Origin of the sequence: Salipiger bermudensis (assembly GCF_019801965.1) — a bacterium.
GTDB classification, from domain to species: domain Bacteria; phylum Pseudomonadota; class Alphaproteobacteria; order Rhodobacterales; family Rhodobacteraceae; genus Salipiger; species Salipiger bermudensis_A.
On sequence record NZ_JAHVIA010000004.1, the window covers coordinates 449,338 to 468,746 of the forward strand.

At 69.1% G+C, this 19,409-nt stretch carries 18 protein-coding genes; 16 read left to right on the top strand and 2 right to left on the bottom strand.

The window, feature by feature from the left end; translation table 11 throughout:
* Positions 1 to 101: 101 nt before the first annotated feature.
* The 16 genes from KUV62_RS11580 to murD all read left to right on the top strand — a co-directional run bounded on the left by KUV62_RS11580 (position 102) and on the right by murD (position 17,439).
* Positions 102 to 1,352: a sarcosine oxidase subunit beta family protein gene (locus KUV62_RS11580; protein WP_222603846.1), complete on the top strand. Its 1,251-nt coding sequence runs from the start codon at positions 102 to 104 to the stop codon at positions 1,350 to 1,352.
* Between the two features lie 8 nt (positions 1,353 to 1,360).
* On the top strand, positions 1,361 to 1,642 hold the full coding sequence (locus tag KUV62_RS11585; protein ID WP_222603847.1) for a sarcosine oxidase subunit delta: 282 nt from the start codon (positions 1,361 to 1,363) through the stop codon (positions 1,640 to 1,642).
* The gene (locus tag KUV62_RS11590; RefSeq protein ID WP_222603848.1) at positions 1,639 to 4,581 is read left to right on the top strand and encodes a sarcosine oxidase subunit alpha family protein; all 2,943 of its coding nucleotides are present in this window, start codon (positions 1,639 to 1,641) and stop codon (positions 4,579 to 4,581) included. Before KUV62_RS11585 ends, KUV62_RS11590 begins: the two co-directional genes overlap by 4 nt.
* Entirely contained in the window at positions 4,574 to 5,131 is a 558-nt protein-coding gene (locus KUV62_RS11595; protein WP_222603849.1) for a sarcosine oxidase subunit gamma, read from the top strand. The genes KUV62_RS11590 and KUV62_RS11595 overlap by 8 nt, the downstream gene beginning before the upstream one ends.
* Positions 5,132 to 5,133: 2 nt before the next feature.
* Positions 5,134 to 6,018 (top strand): formyltetrahydrofolate deformylase, encoded by an 885-nt coding sequence (gene purU / locus KUV62_RS11600; RefSeq protein WP_222603850.1) that lies wholly within the window; start codon positions 5,134 to 5,136, stop codon positions 6,016 to 6,018.
* Between the two features lie 253 nt (positions 6,019 to 6,271).
* Positions 6,272 to 6,514 (top strand): acylphosphatase, encoded by a 243-nt coding sequence (locus tag KUV62_RS11605; RefSeq protein ID WP_222603851.1) that lies wholly within the window; start codon positions 6,272 to 6,274, stop codon positions 6,512 to 6,514.
* A gap of 159 nt (positions 6,515 to 6,673) precedes the next feature.
* Positions 6,674 to 7,294: a Rieske 2Fe-2S domain-containing protein gene (locus tag KUV62_RS11610; protein WP_222603852.1), complete on the top strand. Its 621-nt coding sequence runs from the start codon at positions 6,674 to 6,676 to the stop codon at positions 7,292 to 7,294.
* Complete coding sequence (locus tag KUV62_RS11615; protein WP_222603853.1) at positions 7,291 to 8,136, top strand: aromatic ring-hydroxylating oxygenase subunit alpha; 846 nt, start codon at positions 7,291 to 7,293, stop codon at positions 8,134 to 8,136. The genes KUV62_RS11610 and KUV62_RS11615 overlap by 4 nt, the downstream gene beginning before the upstream one ends.
* Positions 8,133 to 8,807, top strand: a complete 675-nt coding sequence (locus KUV62_RS11620; protein WP_222603854.1) for a glutathione S-transferase family protein — start codon at positions 8,133 to 8,135, stop codon at positions 8,805 to 8,807. The genes KUV62_RS11615 and KUV62_RS11620 overlap by 4 nt, the downstream gene beginning before the upstream one ends.
* Position 8,808: 1 nt before the next feature.
* Positions 8,809 to 10,164, top strand: coding sequence for an amidohydrolase (locus KUV62_RS11625; protein WP_222603855.1), 1,356 nt, complete (start codon positions 8,809 to 8,811; stop codon positions 10,162 to 10,164).
* Between the two features lie 19 nt (positions 10,165 to 10,183).
* Positions 10,184 to 11,281, top strand: a complete 1,098-nt coding sequence (locus KUV62_RS11630) for a BMP family ABC transporter substrate-binding protein (RefSeq protein ID WP_222603856.1) — start codon at positions 10,184 to 10,186, stop codon at positions 11,279 to 11,281.
* Positions 11,282 to 11,288: 7 nt separating this feature from the next.
* Positions 11,289 to 12,800, top strand: a complete 1,512-nt coding sequence (locus KUV62_RS11635; RefSeq protein WP_222603857.1) for an ABC transporter ATP-binding protein — start codon at positions 11,289 to 11,291, stop codon at positions 12,798 to 12,800.
* The gene (locus KUV62_RS11640) at positions 12,800 to 13,873 is read left to right on the top strand and encodes an ABC transporter permease (RefSeq protein WP_222603924.1); all 1,074 of its coding nucleotides are present in this window, start codon (positions 12,800 to 12,802) and stop codon (positions 13,871 to 13,873) included. The genes KUV62_RS11635 and KUV62_RS11640 overlap by 1 nt, the downstream gene beginning before the upstream one ends.
* Positions 13,870 to 14,781 (top strand): ABC transporter permease, encoded by a 912-nt coding sequence (locus tag KUV62_RS11645; protein ID WP_222603858.1) that lies wholly within the window; start codon positions 13,870 to 13,872, stop codon positions 14,779 to 14,781. The genes KUV62_RS11640 and KUV62_RS11645 overlap by 4 nt, the downstream gene beginning before the upstream one ends.
* A 77-nt stretch (positions 14,782 to 14,858) precedes the next feature.
* Positions 14,859 to 15,779, top strand: coding sequence for a PHP domain-containing protein (locus tag KUV62_RS11650; protein WP_222603859.1), 921 nt, complete (start codon positions 14,859 to 14,861; stop codon positions 15,777 to 15,779).
* A gap of 256 nt (positions 15,780 to 16,035) precedes the next feature.
* Positions 16,036 to 17,439 carry a UDP-N-acetylmuramoyl-L-alanine--D-glutamate ligase gene (gene murD, locus KUV62_RS11655; protein WP_222603860.1) on the top strand — a complete coding sequence of 468 codons (1,404 nt, stop codon included), beginning with the start codon at positions 16,036 to 16,038 and terminating at the stop codon, positions 17,437 to 17,439.
* A gap of 4 nt (positions 17,440 to 17,443) precedes the next feature.
* On the opposite strand, the gene KUV62_RS11660 is transcribed toward murD, so the two are convergent.
* Together KUV62_RS11660 and KUV62_RS11665 are read right to left on the bottom strand one after the other, a co-directional pair.
* Entirely contained in the window at positions 17,444 to 18,151 is a 708-nt protein-coding gene (locus KUV62_RS11660) for a hypothetical protein (RefSeq protein WP_222603861.1), read from the bottom strand.
* A 54-nt stretch (positions 18,152 to 18,205) separates the two neighbouring features.
* A complete protein-coding gene (locus tag KUV62_RS11665) occupies positions 18,206 to 19,396 on the bottom strand; it encodes an NAD(P)/FAD-dependent oxidoreductase (RefSeq protein WP_222603862.1) in 1,191 nt (396 codons plus the stop codon).
* Between the last annotated feature and the right edge of the window lie 13 nt (positions 19,397 to 19,409).

Genomic DNA, 19,409 nt, shown 5'->3' on the forward strand with positions numbered 1-19,409 from the left:
CGCAGAAGAAATTGTCTCCACCGGCCGGCGCGGGGGGCGCCAAAATTCTTCTCGAAGAATTTTGCCCCGCGCCGGCCAGACTCCAGGAAACAGGGTGCCACATGCAGTTCAACGGCCTTCGGGTGTTGTGGGAAGGGCTCACCGGCCACAGGGGCTGGAAGCCGCTCTGGCGCGATCCCGAGCCCCAGCCCGAGTATGACATCATCGTGGTGGGTGGCGGCGGCCACGGGCTCGCCACCGCCTATTACCTCGCCAACACCTTCGGCGAGGCGCGCGTCGCGGTGCTCGAGAAGGGCTGGCTCGGCTCGGGCAATATCGGCCGCAACACCACGATCATTCGCTCCAACTACCTGCTGCCCGGCAACGAGCCGTTCTACGAGTTCTCGATGAAGCTCTGGGAGGGGCTGGAGCAGGAATTCAACTTCAACGCCATGGTCAGCCAGCGCGGGATTCTCAACCTCTGCCACAGCGACGGCCAGCGCGATGCCTTCCGCCGCCGCGGCAACGCCATGCTGCTGGCCGGTGCCGATGCCGAGCTGCTCGACCAGGACGGCGTCCGGGCGATGTACCCGTTCCTCAATTTCGACAACGCCCGCTTCCCGATCAAGGGCGGGTTGCTGCAGCGCCGCGCCGGCACCGCGCGCCATGACGGCGTGGCCTGGGGCTATGCGAGGGGCGCCGACCGCAAGGGCGTCGACCTGATCCAGAACTGCGAGGTTACCGGCTTCCGCATCGAGGGCGGCGCGATCCGCGGCGTCGAGACCACGCGCGGCTATATCGGCGCGAAAAAGGTCGGCGTCGCCGTGGCGGGCTCGACGGGGCGGGTGATGGAGAAGGCCGGCATGCGCCTGCCGATCGAGAGCCACGTGCTGCAGGCCTTCGTCTCGGAAGGGCTCAAGCCGTGCATCGACGGGGTCATCACCTTCGGCGCCGGGCATTTCTACGTCAGCCAGTCCGACAAGGGCGGGCTGGTCTTCGGCGGCGATATCGACGGCTACAACTCCTACGCCCAACGCGGCAACCTGCCGGTGGTCGAAGACGTGGTCGAGGGCGGCATGGCGCTGATGCCGATGATCGGCCGGGCGCGGCTCCTGCGCAGCTGGGGCGGCATCATGGACATGTCGATGGACGGCTCTCCGATCATCGATGCCACCCATGTGGACGGGCTCTATCTCAACGCGGGCTGGTGCTACGGCGGCTTCAAGGCGACGCCCGCCAGCGGCTACGCCTTCGCCCACCTGCTGGCCACCGGCCGCCCGCACGAGACCGCGACGGCCTTCCGGCTCGACCGCTTCCAGCGCGGTGCGCTGATCGACGAAAAGGGCGTTGGCGCCCAACCCAACCTGCACTGAGGCGCGACATGCTGATCCCGCACCCTCTCCTCGGCCCGCGCGACGCGCAGGAGTTCACCTATCTCGGCGACGCCGCGCTGCTGAACCGCCCCGACGGCATGGCCCAAGGCGCCGAGGCCGCCTTTTTCGACTACACCTACCTGCGCGACAACCCCGCCGGGCTGCATCGCGAGCTCTGGTTCCATGAACAGGGCGACCGCTCCTGGCTTGTGGTCACCCGCGACACCGTCACCCACGAGATCGTCTCGGCCGAGCTCGCCTCGGACGTCAAGCGAAGGGGCGGCGCATGACCCGGCTGAAGGGCGGCCTCATCGACCGCAGCAAGACCCTTTCCTTCCGCTTCGACGGCAGGATCTACCAGGGCCATCCGGGCGACACGCTGGCCTCGGCGCTGCTCGCCAACGGCGTGCGGCTGGTCGGGCGCAGCTTCAAGTATCACCGCCCGCGCGGCATCTTCAGCGCCGGTTCCGAAGAGCCCAACGCGCTCGTCACCCTGCGCAGTGGCGCCCGCGCCGAGCCCAACACCCGCGCCACCTGCGTCGAGCTCTATGACGGGCTCGAAGCCAGCAGCCAGAACCGCTGGCCGTCGCTCGCCTTCGACGCGCTGGCGGTCAACGATGCGCTGTCGCCGTTCTTCGCCGCCGGGTTCTACTACAAGACCTTCATGCAGCCCGCCGCCTTCTGGGAGAAGGTCTACGAGCCGATGATCCGCCGCGCCGCGGGTCTCGGCAAACTCGCCTCCGAACCCGATCCCGACGCCTATGACCACGGCTTCCTGCATTGCGACCTGCTGGTGATCGGTGGCGGCGCGGCGGGGCTTGCGGCGGCGCTGACCGCCGGTCGCGCCGGCGCCAGCGTCATCCTCGCCGACGAGGATTTCCGCCTCGGCGGGCGGCTGCTTTTCGAGCGCCATACGCTCGACGATGCCCCGGCATCCGACTGGGTGGCCCGCGCCGAGGCCGAGCTCGAGAGCCTGCCCAACGTGCGCATCCTGCGCCGCACCACGGTCTTCGGAGCCTACGATCACGGCATTTTTGGCGCGGTCGAGCGGGTTGGCGATCACCTGCCGGTGCCGCAGACCGTGCGCCAGACGCTCTGGCGCATCACTGCCTCGCGCAGCCTGCTCGCCGCCGGTGCCACCGAGCGCCACATCCCCTTCGCCGGTAACGACCGCCCCGGCATCATGCTCGGCGGCGCGCTGCGCGCCTATGCCAACCGCTGGGCGGTGTCGCCGCAGGCGAAAGCCTCCGACCGTGTGGCGATCTTCACCAGCAATGACGACGGCCACCGCACCGCGCTGGACCTGCTGGCCCATGGCGTCCCGGTGCTGGCGGTGATCGACCCGCGCAAGGACGCGCCGCGCCTCGGCGAGTACCAGCTCTATGCCGGCGCACAGGTCACCGGCGCGCAGGGGCGGCGAGCGCTGTCCTCGATCCAGATCAGCCAGAATGGCCGCTCTGAATGGCTCGAATGCGCCGTGCTCGGGGTCTCGGGCGGCTGGAACCCCAATATCCACCTCGCCTCGCACCACCGTGGCCGCCCGGCCTGGAGCGACGCGCATCAGGCCTTCCTGCCCCCCGCCGACATGCCCCCTGGCATGCGCGTCGCCGGGGCTGCGGCGGGGCAGGGCACGACCCATGCGGCGCTCTGCTCGGGGGCGGAGACCGCGCAGGCGGCGCTCACCGATCTGGGGCTGACCGCCACGCTGCCCGATCTGCCGCAGGCCGAGGATGCCCCCGTCGCGCAGGCGGCAGTCTGGCACGTGCCGGGACAGGGCCGCGCCTGGGTCGATTTCCAGAATGACGTGACGGTCAAGGATATCGCGCTGGCGCACAAGGAGAACATGCGCCCCGTCGAGCACCTCAAGCGCTGGACCACGCTCGGCATGGCCACCGATCAGGGCAAGACCGCCAACGTCACCGCGCTCGCGGTCATGGCCGAGCTCACCGGCAAGGCGATCCCCGAGACCGGCACCACCATCTTCCGCCCGCCCTACACGCCGGTCGCGCTGAGCGTGCTCGGCGGTGGCGACACCGGCGCCCATTTCCGCCCGCGCCGCCTCACGCCCACGCACAGCTTCGCGCAAGAGCACGGCGCGGAATTCGTCGAGGTCGGGCAATGGATGCGGGCGCAGTATTTCCCGCGAGACGGCGAGAGCCACTGGCGCGAGAGCGTCGACCGCGAGGTGCTGGCGGTGCGCAAGGGCGTGGGGCTCTGCGACGTCACGACGCTCGGCAAGGTCGACGTGCAGGGCGCCGATGCGAGCGAATTCCTGCACCGGATCTACGCCAACATGATGGGCACGCTGAAGGTCGGCAAGGTACGTTACGGGCTGATGCTGCGCGAGGACGGCATCCTCTACGATGACGGCACCTGCGCCCGGCTGGCCGAGGATCACTACGTGGTCACAACCACCACCGCGAACGCAGGCCTCGTCTATCGCCAGATGGAGTTTGCCCGGCAATGCCTCTGGCCCGAGCTCGACGTGCAACTCATCTCGACCACCGACGCCTGGGCGCAGATCGCCGTGGCGGGGCCGAAATCGCGCGAATTGCTGTCGCGCATCGTCGACGAGGCCGATTTGTCGAACGAGGCCTTCCCCTTCATGGCCTGCGCCGAGCTGACGATCTGCGGCGGGCTTCGGGCGCGTCTCTTCCGGATCTCGTTCTCCGGCGAGCTTGCCTACGAGATCGCGGTGCCGGCGCGCTATGGCAACGCGCTGATGGCGCGGCTGATGGAGCAGGGGGCCGATCTCGGCGTGACGCCGTATGGCACCGAGGCGCTGGCAGTGCTGCGCATCGAGAAGGGCCATGCGGCCGGCGCCGAGCTCAACGGCCAGACCACCGCCGCGATGCTTGGGCTTGGCCAGATGGTGTCGAAGAAGAAGGACAGCATCGGCGCGGTGATGTCGCGGCGCGCTGCGCTCGAGGCGGACACGCGCCGTCTGGTGGGGCTGATGCCGCTCGATCCCGCGCAGAAGATTCCTGCCGGCGCGCATCTCTTTTTGCCCGGTGCCGCGCGCGACACCGCCAGCGATCAGGGCTGGGTGACCTCGGCCTGCTACTCGCCGCATCTCGAAAGCCACATCGCGCTCGGCTTCCTCGAAGACGGCGCGGCGCGCATCGGCTCCGAGATCGTCGCGGCCAACCCGCTCGAGGGCGACGAGTGCCTCGTGACCGTCGTCAGCCCGCATTTCATCGACCCGGAAGGAGAGCGTCTGCGTGACTGATCTCGCCCCCCTCACCGCGCTCGGCCAGTCCGAGCCGCGCCACGCGCGCTTCGGCGCGCTGACGCTCGCCGAGCGCCCCGACATCGGGCTGGCCTCGCTGGCGCTCCGCCGCGGCACCGCCGCGCCGCAGCCCTTCGGGCTGACGCTGCCGGACCCCGGCTGCATGGCGTCGGTGCAGGGCGTCGAGGCGTTCTGGACCGGCCCCGACCAGTGGATGATCGCCGCTCAGGGCCGCGCCGCGGAAGATTTCGCCGCCGCCGTCCGGCAACAGGCGCCCGGCTGCTCGGTCACCGAGCAGACCGACGCTTGGGTGGTGGTCGAGATCGTCTCGGAGGCGGGCGGGGCGGCGCTGCTGGCGCTGGCTGAAAAGCTGGTCAACCTGCCGCCGGCGTCGCTTTCGCCCGGTCGCGCGACGCGCACGGGCTTGCATCACATGAGCGTCTTCGTCATTCGTTCCGGCGACACCCGGCTGGCGGTGCTGGGCATGCGCTCGGCGGCGGAAAGCCTCTGGCACGCGCTGGCCGCGGCCGCCCATCGAACGGAGATTTGAGCATGAGCAAATTCGCCCTCACCGTGACCTGCCCGTCGACCCGCGGGATTGTCGCGGCGATCGCCGCCTTCCTCGCCGAGCAGGGCTGCAACATCACCGACAGCTCGCAGTTCGACGATTTCGAGACCGGCAATTTCTTCATGCGCGTCAGCGTCATGTCCGAGCAGGGCGCGACGCTCGAGGAGCTGCGCGAGCGCTTTGCCGAGACCGCGAAGAGCCTCAAGATGGACTTCGAGTTCCACGACGAGGCCGAGAAGATGAAGGTCATCATCATGGTCTCGCGCTTCGGGCACTGCCTCAACGACCTGCTTTACCGCTGGCGCATTGGGGCGCTGCCGATCGACATCGTGGCGGTGATCTCGAACCACATGGATTACCAGAAGGTGGTGGTGAACCACGACATCCCGTTTCATTGCATCCGGGTGACCAAGGAAAACAAGCCGCAGGCCGAGGCGCGGATCATGGAGGTGGTCGAGGAGACCGGCGCCGAGCTCGTGGTGCTGGCGCGCTACATGCAGATCCTCTCGGACGAGATGTGCCGGGTGATGTCGGGGCGGATCATCAACATCCACCACTCCTTCCTGCCGTCCTTCAAGGGCGCGAACCCCTACAAACAGGCCTTCGAGCGCGGCGTGAAGCTGATCGGGGCGACCTCGCACTACGTCACCGCGGATCTCGATGAAGGTCCGATCATCGAGCAGGACACGGTGCGCGTCACGCATGCGCAATCGCCGGAGGATTACGTCTCGCTTGGCCGCGATGTCGAGGCGCAGGTGCTGGCGCGCGCGATCCACGCCCACATCCACCGCCGGGTCTTCCTCAATGGCAACAAGACGGTGGTGTTCCCGGCCTCTCCGGGCAGCTACGCCTCCGAACGCATGGGCTGAGCCCCGCCGTCTCAGGTTGGGGGCGCTGCCCCCGCCCGCGCAAGCGCGGACTCCCCCGAGGTATTTGGAAACCAGAGAAGGCAGGAGCGTTGCGCCCCTGTCTTCTCTTCGTCAAAAATACTCCCGCCGGAGGCGTCCGGCAGGGCCGTGCGCGCAAGGCCGGTGAGCCGGGCACGCGGGCCGGTGCAGGGATTGACGCTTGCCGGGAAAGCGCGTTTGCTCGGCCTGTTGGCGACGGATCGGCAGGACGGGCATGACGCGGGAAGAATTCACCATCGAAGGCGCGCTCGGCACGCCGCTCTTCCTGCCTTGGGTCGAGCGCCACGCGGCGCGTCTCGGGCTCGGGATGCGGCTTCGCGACTGCACGCCGGGGCGGCTGGCAGTGGAGTTCGAGGGCGCGCCGGCGCTGCTCGACGCGATGGAGATGGGCTGTCTGCTGGGGCCCATCGATGCCTGGGTCGAGTCGATTGTGCGCAAACGGATTTCCGTGACGTAAAAACGCTTCGATTTTTTGCCCGCTTTTCGGGCGTTCCGCCAAAACGCTGTGCGATTTCTGCAGCCGATCTCTGGTCTCCGGGGGGCGGCATCGCCATGATGAGCGCGGCGGGCTCGGATCGAAACCCGGCCCGCGCCCACACGCAAGACCGGAGACACCGTGCCCACCGACTGGACCCCCGCCGCGCTTTCCGACGACATCCCCGCGGCCTCCGCCGCGCCGGGGCAGCTCGGGCCGCATGACCTCGCGATCTGGCGCAGCGCCTCCGGGCGCATCGCCGCCTGGGCCGACCGCTGCCCGCATCGCGGCATGCGGCTGTCGCACGGTTACGTGCGCGGCGAGCGGCTGTCCTGCATCTATCACGGCTGGGGCTATGGCGAGGGCGGGCAATGCGTACGCATCCCGGCCCATCCCGAGCTGACCCCGCCCGAGGCGATCAAGGTGCCGGTGTTCCGGGCGGTCGAGGCGAGCGGGGTGATCTGGGTGGCCGTGGAGGCGCCGGAGGCGCCGCCGCCGGAGTTTCCGGGGTTCGAGGCGTTTCGCTCGCTGCAGGTGAAGGCCGCGCCGGAGGCGCTGGCCGGCGCGCTTGGCGGCAGCGGGCTGGTGGTCGAAGCCGCGCTTGGCGGCGCCACGGTGGTGGCGCTGATCCAGCCGCTGCGCGATGGCGCGGTGGGGCTGCATCTGCTGGCGCCGGAGGCGCTGGGGGCTGCGGAGCTCGATGCGCTCTCGGTGGCGGCGGAGGCGCTGCGGCGGCGGGTGGAAGAGGGGGTGACGGCATGAGCGAGACGGGCGCGATGCGCGATCACTGGTACCCGGTGGGGATGACCAAACAACTCACCGAAGCAGGCCGCGACACGCTGCTGATGGGCGAGCCGATCCGGGTCTTCCGCGACGGCGGCCAGCCGCAGGTCAGCGACGGCGCTGGCCGCGCGCTGCCGGTCATCGACCGCTTCGGCCATGTCTGGACCTCGCTGGGCACGCCCGCGAAGGATCTCTTCACCATCCCCGAGGCCGATCAGCCCGGGCGGCGGCTTGTCGATGTCGGCGTCTGCCGGGTGCGCTGCTCGCCGCTGCGCGCGGTGGAGAACTTCCTCGACATCGCGCATTTCCCCTTCGTGCACACCGACATCCTCGGCTCCGAGCCGCACACCGAGGTCGAGCGCTACGAGGTCGAGATCCGCGATGATGTCGACGAGGTCTGGGCCACCAAGGTGAAGTTCTTCCAGCCGCAGGCGGCGAAATCCGCCGAGGGCGGCATCACCACCGATTACATGTACCGCGTCTGCGCCCCGACCTGTTCGGTGCTCTACAAGACCTGCCCGCCGAAGCCCGGCGAGTGGGACGTCATCGCGCTTTTCGTGCAGCCGCTGACCGAGACGCTTTGCGATGTCTGGCCGTGGATGGCGCTCTACGATGACGACGCCGAGATGACCGACCTGATCCATTTCCAGCAGATGATCTTCGTGCAGGACCGCTCGGTGCTGGAAAACCAGCTCCCCGCGCTGCTGCCGCTCGATCCCGGGATGGAGATCCCGACCCGGGCCGACATGACCTCGATCGCCTATCGCCGCTGGCTCAAGCGGCATGGCTTCACCTACGGCGCGCAACTGGTGGCGGCATGATCCTCTACGACTATATCCTCTCACCTTCGTGCTACCGCGTGCGGCTGATGGCGGCGCTGATCGGGCGCCGGCTCGATCTGCGCCCCGTGGATTTCCACCCCGGGCAGGAGCATCTCTCCGAGCCGATGCTGGCGCTAAACCCGGCGGGGACCATCCCGGTGCTGCAGGACGATGGCCTGGTGCTGACCGAGAGCACCGCGATCCTGACCTATCTGGCCGCCCATGACGCGCCGGCCTGGCTTGGCGAGGACACGCCCGCCATGCGCGCCCGCGTCGCCCAGTGGCTGGCTTTCGCGCAGAGGCTGACCGACAGTGCGGGTGCTGCGCGCGCGCATGACATGCTGCTGGCGGAGGGCGAGATCGCGGCGCTGCGCGGGCAGGCCACTCAGGCGCTGCGCGAGCTCGAGGCGGCGCTCTCGGCGGCGCGGCGGCGAGGCGAGGGCTTCCTTGCAGGCAACCGACCGACGATTGCCGACATCGCCTGCTTCCCGCACGTGGCGCTGGCGCCCGATGGCGGGCTGCCGCTCGATCCGTACCCCTCGATCCGGCTCTGGATGCGGGCGATCCGGGCGCTGGACGGCTTCATCGAGATGCCCGGCATTCACCGCCTGCACGAACTGAAGCCCGAGCCCGGGCCGATGCCCGAGGTGATCCGGAAGGAGAAGGCCTGACATGTCCGGATACCTGCTGAAGGGCTGCGCCGCCGTGGTGACCGGCAACGAGGTGCTGCGCGATGTCGACCTGCTGACCGAGGGCCCGGCGATCAAGGCGATCGGGCCGGGGCTCAGCGCACCGGGGGCGGAGGTGATCGACGCGGCCGGCTGGTTCGTCTACCCGGGCCTCGTCAACACGCATCATCATTTCTTCCAGTGCTTCGTGCGCAACCGCGTGGAACTCGACTGGACCAAGCTCTCGGTGATCGAGTGGCTCGACCGGATCTACCCGATCTTTGCCCAGCTCACCGAGGAGAGCTTCTATCACAGCTCTCTGACGGCGATGGCGGAGCTCGCCAAGCATGGCTGCACCACAGCCTTCGACCACCAGTACTGCTTTCCGCGCAAGGCCGGGAAGAATATCGTCGACCGCCAGTTCGAGGCCGCCGAGAAGATCGGCCTCCGCTTCCATGCCGGTCGCGGCACCAACACGCTGCCCAAGTCCGAGGGCTCGACGATCCCCGACGAGATGCTCGAGACTACCGATGAATTCCTTGCCGATTGCGAGCGGCTGATCGACGCCTATCACGATGCCGGGCCGTTCTCGATGCGGCAGGTCTCGCTGGCGCCGTGCCAGCCGGTGAACTGCTACCGCGAGACCTTTGTCGAGAGCATCCGGCTTGCGCGCGACAAAGGCGCGATCCTGCACAGCCATGTGGGCGAGGGCGAGAGCGAGGTGATCCGCGCCCGCCACGGCATGCGCACGGTCGATTATCTCGAGGAGATGGGCTTCTGCGGGCCCGACACCTTCTATGCCCATTGCTGGGAGCTGACCGAGGACGAGCTGCGCCAGTTGGCGGCGAGCGGCACCGGCGTGTCGCATTGCCCCGAGCCGGTCTACCTCGTGGGCGCCGAGGTCACGCCGATCCCGGCGATGGAGGCGCTTGGCGTGCGGGTGGGGCTGGGCTGCGACGGAGCGGCGAGCAACGACAATTCCAATCTCATGCACTGCCTGCACTCGGCCTACATGCTGCAATGCCTCGTCGCCTCGAGCCGCAGCCACAAGGTGCCCGAGCCCGCGGCCTTCCTGCGCTACGGCACCTCGGGCGGCGCCTCGCTGCTGGGCCGGACGGATATCGGCCAGCTGGTGCCCGGCATGGCCGCCGATCTCTTCGCCATCGACAGCCGCCGCATGGACTATGTCGGGACCCGCCACGACCCCGAGAGCCTGATCCCGCGCGTGGGCATCGGCATGGCCACCGACATGACCATGGTCAACGGCAAGATCGTCTGGGCCGACGGGGCATTCCCCGGGCTCGACGAGCGCGAGATGGTCGCCGACGCCGAAGCCGCACTTGCCAAGATAGATATATAAAACAGGGAGTAACCAAGACATGACGAAGCCTCTCAACCGCCGCCGGTTCCTTCAGACCTCGGCCGCCACCGGCCTCGCCGCCGGCATCGCGCCCTCCATCGCACACGCGCAGGATCCGCTCGGCATCGCGCTGGTCGTGCCCTCGCCGGTGGGCGAGGTCGGCTGGTCGCACGCGCTGGCCATGGGGCTCGAGCCGATCAAGGCCGAGTACGGCGACAGCGTGAATATCACCATCCTCGAGAATATCCCCGAGGGCCCCGATGCCGACCGCATCATGAACAAGGTCGTCGCGGACGGCGCCAAGTTCCTGCTCGCCGGCAGCTTCGGCTACCAGAACGGCGCCATGCAGATCGCCCGCCGCAACCCCGATGTCACCGTGTTGCACGCCTCGGGCTTCATGGTCGCGCCGAACTTCTCGCCCTTCGCCGCGAAGTATTTCCAGGGCACCTACCTGATGGGCATGGCCGCCGCGGCGCTGTCGAAGACCGGCAAGCTGGGCTCGGTCTCGGCCTTCGCGATCCCCGAACTCATCACCTCGATCAACGCCTTCACGCTGGGCGCGCAATCGGTGAACCCGGATATCGAGGTCTCGGTGGTCTGGGTGAACTCGTGGTTCGACCCGGCTCAGGAGCAGGACGCCGCCAAGGCCCTTTTGGCGCAGGATTGCGACGTGATCTTCTCCAACGCGCAGGATACGCCCTCGGTGGTATCGGTCTGCGAAGAGGCAGGCGCCTACGTGTTCAACCTCAACTCGTCGATGAAGAAAAACGCGCCGACCAAGTATCTCGGCTGCGTCGAGACCGACTGGTCGCCGTTCTTCATGGAGTCGGTGAAAGGCCATCTCGACGGCACGTTCGAGGGCCGCAACGCCTTCCTCGGCGTCGAGGACAACGTGGTGAAGGTGGTCGACTGGAACCCCGACATCCCCGCCGAGACCAAGGCCAAGATCGACGAGGTCGAGGCGGCGATTGCCGATGGCTCGTTCCACCCGTTCACCGGCCGCATCGTCAAGCAGGACGAGACGGTAGGTGTCGAGGACGGCGAGACGCTGCCCGACGAGGCGATCGTCTCGATGGACTGGCACGTCGCCGGCGTGACCACGCCGCTGCCGAACTGACCTGACGATGCCGGCGCCGCTGCTCTCTCTTCGGGGCCTCTCGAAGAGCTACGGGACCGTGCGGGCCAACCGCGACATCGATCTCGATGTCGCGGAGGGCTCGATCCACGCCATCCTCGGCGAGAACGGCGCCGGCAAATCGACGCTGATGAAGCTGATCTACGGCGTCGAAAGCCCGGACGCGGGCGAGATGCGCTGGCGGGGCAACCTCGTCTCGCCAAGCTCTCCCAACGAGGCAAGGTCGCAGGGCATCGGTATGGTGTTCCAGCATTTTTCGCTCTTCGAGACTCTGACCGTTGTCGAGAATATCTCGCTCATCGTGCCGGGGAAGAAGCGCGCGCTGGTGGCCCGCATCCGCCAGCTGGGCCAGGATTACGGGCTCGAGGTCGACCCGCTGGCGCATGTCCACGCGCTCTCGGTCGGCGAGCGGCAGCGGGTCGAGATCATCCGCTGCCTGATGACCAATCCCAAGCTCCTGATCCTCGACGAGCCGACCTCGGTGCTGCCGCCGCAATCGGTCAAGACGCTGTTCGAGACCCTGCTGAAGCTGCGCGACCGGGGCGTCTCGATCCTGTTCATCTCGCACAAGCTCGAGGAGATCCGCTCGATCTGCGACCACGCCACCATCCTGCGCGACGGCGCGGTGACCGGCAACGTGGACCCGCGCGAGCATGACGCGCATGACCTCGCGCAGATGATGATCGGGCGTGACATGCCCGAGGCTCGCGCCTTCGCGGCGCGCGAGCCGGGGCCAGTCCTGCTTGAACTGGCGGGGCTCGACTACCAGCCCGACGACCCGTTCCAGATGTCGCTCAAGGCGGTGAGCCTGAAGCTGCACGCGGGCGAGATCCTCGGCATCGCCGGCGTCTCGGGCAACGGGCAGGGCGAGCTGGCGCGTCTGATCTCGGGCGAGACCCGCCGCCATGCCGAGGCCCGCGACGAGGTGATGATGTTCGGTCAGCCGGTGGGCGATCTCGGCGCCGCCGCGCGCCGCAAGCTGGGCTTTGCCTTCGTCCCCGAAGAGCGGCTGGGCCGGGGCGCGGTGCCGGAGATGTCGCTCTCGGACAACAGCCTGCTGACCGCCCACGGGCTCGGCCTCGTCAGGCGCGGCCTGATCGACCGGGGTGCCGAAGACGCGTTCACCCGCCGCTGCATCGCCGATTACGACGTGCGTACGCCGGGCCCGCAGGCCGAGGCCGGGGCGCTTTCGGGCGGCAACCTGCAGAAATTCATCGTCGGGCGCGAGATGGAGCTGGCCCCGAATCTCTTCTTTGTCTCGCAGCCCACATGGGGCGTCGATATCGGCGCCGCCACCGAGATCCGCCGCCGCCTCGTCGACATGCGCAACGCCGGTGTCGCGGTGCTGGTGATCTCCGAGGAGATCGAAGAGCTGTTCGAGATCTGCGACCGCATCCAGGTGATCCGCGAGGGGCGGCTGTCGCCGTCTCTTACGGTCTCGAAGACGCGGGTCGAGGAGGTTGGCCGCTACATGATCGGCGCAGAAGAGGGGGCCGCGTGATGGGCATCCGGATGATCCGCCGCACCACCGCCTCGCGGCGCATGGCGGTGCTCGCGCCGATGGGCGCTCTGGCGCTCGCCATCGTGCTGAACTTCCTGCTCTACATCGTCATGGGCAACGACCCGGCGGCGGTGTTCTATGCGCTGCTGCTCGAGCCCTTCGTATCGTGGTCGTCGTTTTCGGAGGTGCTCCTGAAGATGACGCCGCTGCTGCTCATCGCGCAGGGGCTCGCCATCGGCTTCCGCGCCAAGGTGATCAATATCGGCGCCGAGGGGCAGTTCATCCTCGGTGCGATCTTCGCCAGCGCCATCCCGGTCTGGTTCCCGCAGGCGACGGGCGGCTGGATCTGGCCGCTGATGCTGCTGCTGGGCGGCGTGGGCGGCGCGCTCTGGGCGGCGCTTCCGGCATTCTGGCGGGTGCGGCTCAACGCCTCCGAGATTCTTGTCACGCTGATGATGAGCCTGATCGCGGGGCAGCTTCTGGCCTATCTGCTGGTGGGGCCGTGGAAGGATCCGATGGGGTTCAACTTCCCGCAGACGGTGATGTTCCAGTGGGATGCGATGGTGCCGACCCTGATCCCCGGGACCCGGGTCAACGTGGCGCTGATCCTGGCGCTGCTCTGGACGGCGCTGGCCTATGTCTACATGCAGAAGAGCTTTCAGGGCTACCAGCTGGTGGTCGGCGGGCTGGCGCCGCACGCCACCGCCTATGCTGGCTTTTCCGAAGGGCGCGCGGTCTGGCTGTCGCTGCTGATCGGCGGCTTCGCGGCGGGGCTCGCGGGCGCCGCCGAGGTGGCGGGGCCGATGGGGCAGCTGCAGCGCGGCATCGCCTCGGGCTACGGCTACGCGGCGATCATCGTGGCCTACCTGGGCGGTCTGCACCCGGTGGGCATCCTGTTCTCCTCGCTGTTCATGGCAGCGCTCTATATCGGCGGCGACAATGCCATGGTCTCGGCCGGGCTGCCGGTGGCCGCGGTGCGGGTGTTCCAGGGCTCGCTGCTCTGCTGCTACCTCGCGGCCATCGTTCTCGTGCGCTACCGGCTGGTGCGTGACGGGCAGGAGGTGACGGCATGAGCGCGCTCTCCTTCATCATCGCCGGCATGCTGGCCGCCGCCATGCCGTTCCTGCTTGCCGCCCTGGGCGAGCTGGTGGCCGAGCGTTCGGGGGTTCTGAACCTCGGCATCGAGGGCATGATGGCGCTCGGCGCGGTGGTGGCCTTCATCGTGGTGCGCCAGAGCGGCGGCCACGCGATGGGCTTTGTCGCCGCGGGGCTGGCGAGCGCGGCGCTCGCGACGGTCTTCGCCTGGCTGGCGCTGGCGGTGCGGGCCAACCAGGTCGCCGCCGGGCTTGCCATCGGCATCCTCGGGCAGGGGCTTTCGGCGCTGTTCGGCAAGCGCTACGAGAGCCTGACCGTGCCCGGCCTGCCCAAGCTCTCGATCCCGGGCCTGTCGGAGTTGCCGCTGCTGGGCGGGCTGTTTTCGCAGGATGCGGTGGTCTGGCTGGGCCTGCTGGCGACGCTGGCGATCTGGGCCACGCTGCGGTTTTCCAAGCTCGGGCTGGTGATCCGCGCGGTGGGCGAGAACCCCCACGCGGCGCGCGCTTTGGGCTACAACGTCATCGCCATCCGCTACGGCGCGGTGGCGTTCGGCGGGCTGATGGCGGGCTTTGCCGGGGCCTACGCGGCGACGGTCTACACCCCGCTCTGGGCCGAGGGCATGATCGCCGGGCGCGGCTGGATCGCGCTGGCGCTGGTGGTCTTTGCCACGTGGATGACCGGCCGGGTGGTGTTTGGCGCGGTGCTCTTCGGGGCGGTGTCGCTGTCGCAGCTCGCCGCGCAGGCCGGCGGCGTGGCGCTGAACTCGCAACTGCTGGCAAGCCTGCCCTATATCGTCACCATCCTCGTGCTGGGCGCGATCTCGGCCAACAAGCGGCTGCTGAAGATCAACGGCGTGGCCTCGCTGGGCGAACCCTTCGGGCGCTGAGCCCCGCGCGGGGGACTTGTCACGAAACCGTCGCGCCGCCACGCTATCGCCTGTCGGACCCAGAGAGGAGACAGGCGATGACGCTTTCCGCCTTCAGCGCACCGGGCCGGTTCTGGCGCGGCAACCTGCACACCCATTCGGACCGCTCCGATGGTGGCCTGACGCCGGCGGAGGTCTGCCGCCGCTACCGTGCCGAGGGCTACGATTTCCTCGCCCTGACCGACCATTTCATCGGCGCCTACGGCTACCCGATCACCGACACGCGGCCCTTCCGCGAGGCCGGCTTCACCACCATTCTCGGCGCCGAGATCCACTCCGGCGCCATGGCCAACGGCGAGCTCTGGCACATCCTCGCCGTGGGCCTGCCGACGGAGTTCGCGCCGCCCCACGCGCCGGGCTTCGCGCCGGTCGAGGGGCAGGAAACCGGCTCCGAACTCGCCGCCCGCGCCCGTGATGCCGGCGCCTTCGTCGCCATCGCCCACCCGCAATGGTCGGGGCTCACGCTCGCTGACGCGCGCGGCCTCGCCGCGGCCCACGCGGTCGAGATCTACAACCACGGCTGCGCCACCGGCTGCGACCGCGCCGACGGTGCCGCCATTGCCGACCTGCTGCTCTCCGAAGGCCGCCGCCTGAGCCTCGTCGCCACCGATGACGCGCATTTCACCGAGCCCGACCATTTCGGCGGCTGGGTCATGGTCAAGGCCGAGGAAAATGCCCCCGACGCGCTGCTCGCGGCACTGAAACGCGGCGATTTCTACTCCAGCCAGGGCCCGGAGCTGCACGCCGTCCGGCTGAGCGAGACCGGCGTCGAGGTCGAGAGTTCGGCGGTCCAGACGGTGATCGTGCAGGGCCAGGGCTCGGCGGCGACCGCGGTGCACGGCCAATCGCTGACCTCGGCCACGGTGCCGCTGGAGCGCTTCCGCAACAGCCCGTGGCTGCGGGTCACGGTGATCGACCGGGCCGGCAAACGCGCCTGGTCGAACCCGGTCTGGCGCTGAGGCACCGCCCGCCCGGCCTCTGCTCCGGCGGGGGCGGTCGGACGCCTCCGGCGGGAGTATTTTTGACGAAGAGAAGACAGGGGCGCGGCGCTCCTGTCTTCTCTGGTTTCAAAATACCTCGGGGGTGAATTGGCGCAGAGCGCCAAGAGGGGGCAGCGCCCCCCGCTTCTGCGCCTGCAACACGCGGAGCGCTCTGGTCATGGCGCGGTGCTTGCGGTAGCGCTGGGGCAAACGCAAAGAAGCGAGGGCAGGGCGGATGATTCCGGTAACCGGGTTCGAAGGTCAGACGGTGGCTGTTCTGGGGCTGGGGCGCTCGGGCCTCTCGGCGGCGCGGGCGCTGCGCGAGGGCGGGGCGCGGGCGCTGTGCTGGGACGACAATCCGGCGGCCAGGGACGCGGCCGAGGCGGAGGGCTTCGAGACCCGCGAGCTGGCGCGGGCCGGTGGCTTCGACGGTGTCGCCTGGCTGGTGGTGTCGCCCGGTATCCCGCATCTCTACCCGGCGCCCAACCCGGTGATCGCCGCCGCCTGGGACGCGGGCATCCCGGTCGACAACGACATCGGCCTGTTCTTCCGTAGCTTCGGCAGCGGCGACTGGGAGATGTTCGACCAGCCGCCCAAGGTGGTGGCGGTGACCGGCTCGAACGGCAAGTCGACCACCTCGGCGCTGATCCATCACATCCTGCAAAGCGCCGGGCGCGACAGCCAGCTGGCGGGCAATATCGGTCGCGGCGTGCTCGACATCACGCCGCCCGAGGAGGGCGGCGTGGTGGTGCTCGAGCTTTCCAGCTACCAGACCGATCTCGCCCGCGCGCTGACCCCGGACGTCGCCGTCTTCACCAACCTCACGCCGGATCATCTCGACCGCCATGCCGGCATGGGCGGCTACTTCGCCGCCAAGCGCCGGCTCTTCGCCGAGGGCGGGCCGGATCGCTGCATCATCGGCGTGGACGAGGACGAGGGCCGCTACCTCGCCAACCAGCTCGCCGAGGGCGCGGTGGATGACCGGCTGATCCGTGTCTCCTCCGGGCGCAAGCTCTCGGGGCCGGGTTGGGATGTCTATGCCCGGAAGGGCTTTCTCACCGAGTGGCGCAAGGGCCGCCAGGTGGCCTCGATCGACCTGCGCCAGGTGCGCGGGCTGCCCGGCGCCCATAACCATCAGAACGCCTGCGCCGCCTACGCCGCGGCGCGCGCGCTCGGGGTCGCTCCGCGGGTGATCGAGGCGGCGTTCCATTCCTTCGAGGGGCTGCCGCATCGCAGCCAGATCGTCGCCGAGGCGGCGGGCGTGGCCTATGTCAACGACAGCAAGGCCACCAATGTGGACGCGGCGCTGAAGGCGCTGCAGGCCTTCCCGCGCATCCGCTGGATCTGTGGCGGGCTGATGAAGGAGGGCGGGCTCGAGGCGCTGGCGCCGGGGCTGGCGCATGTCGCCAAGGCCTATGTCATCGGCCGCGAGGCGGCCGGCTTCGCGCTGGGGCTGCCGGGGATCGAGGCCGAGGTCTGCACCGACATGGAGACCGCCGTGGCCCGGGCCATGGCGGAGGCCGAGCCCGGCGAGGTAGTGCTGCTGGCGCCGGCGGCGGCGAGCTTCGACCAATACGACAATTTCGAGCAGCGTGGCGACGATTTCGCCGCGAAAGTGCGGGCGCGGCTGGCGGGCTGAGGCCTCAGGCCCGTGCGTAGGCGTCGCGGCCGAGCCGAGATCGCCGCAGCGGCGCGTAGAGCCCCTTCATCAGCGCCTCGGGATGCACCACGCCGACCTGCGCCGGGATCTCGGGCAGCTCGAGGATTTGCGCGATGGCGAGCCGGTGCATGCCGCCACCGGCGCGCAACGGCTGGCCGTCGCGGTCGATATGCACGAGGATGCCGCCGTGCTCGCGGCGGAAATAGCAGGGCAGTTCCGACTGCGTGAGCAGGCGGCCGCGGCGGCGGGTCTCGTCGTAGATCCGGTCGAGCGTCTCGTACCGGTCGAGCACGTCCTCGCGGCTGTTGCAGCCATCCGGGCGGCGGCCCTCGGCGACATGGCGCATCATGCGCGCGAAGAGCGGCGTGTCTTCCCACGGCACCCCGTCGAGATAGTGCATCCGGCAGCTCTCGGCCTTGATGTTGGCGGCGAAGGGGGTGCGGCAGCGATCCCAGTCGCCGCCCACGATTTTGCCGCTCTGCTGGCGGCGCAGGCGCTTGCCACCGGTGGCGCTGTCGTAGGAATCGCGAACCGCGAGTGGATCGAGAAACACCGGCTCGTCGGAGAGCGGCGCGCCGGGGCCGTAGCGGAACCGGTTCCACACGTCGCGCGCAAGCTTGCGCGGCACCTGCGCCTCGATGTCTCGAAGCCAGTTGACCGGGTGCAGCGTGGGATGATCGGCGAACGCCATGGACTCGTCTCCGTAACGGGCAGGTGACGAAAATGTAACGTTCCGGTTGCGGTTTCAAGACACGGAGCGGCGGGCGGCGATCTCCTGTCCGCAAACGGTGCCGGAAGACCACGCCCACTGGAAGTTGTAGCCGCCGAGCCAGCCGGTTACGTCGACCGCCTCGCCGATGGCGAAGAGGCCGGGCACCGTCTTGGCCTCCATCGTCTTCGATGACAGCGCGGCGGTCGAGATTCCGCCCAGCGTGACCTCGGCGGTGCGCCATCCCTCGGTGCCCTGCGGGCGCAGGCGCCAGCCCTGCAGCGCCTCGGCAAGCTCGGCGATGCGCAGGTCGGAGAGATCGGCGAGGTTGCCCGCGAGGGGCAGGCTCTCGGCGAGATGCGCCACCAGCTTCGGCGGCAGCAGCTGCCCCAACGCCGTGGTCACCGAGCGGCGGCCGGACTCGCTGCGGGCGGCTTTCAGCGCGGCGGCCAGGTCCTGCCCCGGTAGCAGGTCGACGGCGATGTCCTCGCCCTCGCGCCAGTAGCTCGAGACCTGCAGGATCGCCGGGCCCGAGAGGCCGCGATGGGTGAAGAGCATGGCTTCGTCGAACCCGGCACGTTCGGTGCTGGCGCGCACCGGCAGCGACAGGCCCGAGAGCGCCGAGAACCGCCCGTCGGGGAAGGTGAAGGGTACCAGCCCGGCGCGGGTCGGCACCAGGGGCAGGCCGAACTGCGCGGCGATGTCATAGGCCAGCCCGGTGGCGCCCATCTTGGGGATCGACTTGCCGCCCGTGGCCAGCACGACGTTGCGCGCCGAGACCGACACGTTGCGGCCCTCGCGGGTCAGGCGCGCGGTGAAGCGGCTGCCGTCATGGCCCAGCTCGGCCAGCCCGGTGGAAAGCCAGAGCTCGGCGCCGGCGGCCTCCATCTCGGCGCGCAGCATGGCGACGATCTGCGTCGCCTTGTCGTCGCAGAACAGCTGCCCGAGGGTCTTTTCATGCCACGCGATGCCGTGACGGCTGACCAGCTCGATGAAATCCCACTGGGTGTAGCGGGCGAGGGCGGATTTGCAGAAATGCGGGTTCTCGGAGAGGAAACGCGCGGGCTCGACCTCGAGATTGGTGAAGTTGCAGCGGCCGCCGCCGGAAATGCGGATCTTCTCGCCCGGGGCGCGGGCGTGGTCGATGACAAGCGTGCCGGGCCCGGCCTGGGCGGCACACATCATGCCGGCGGCACCGGCGCCGAGGATGAGGGTTTCGATCTGCATGCGTGCTCAGGAG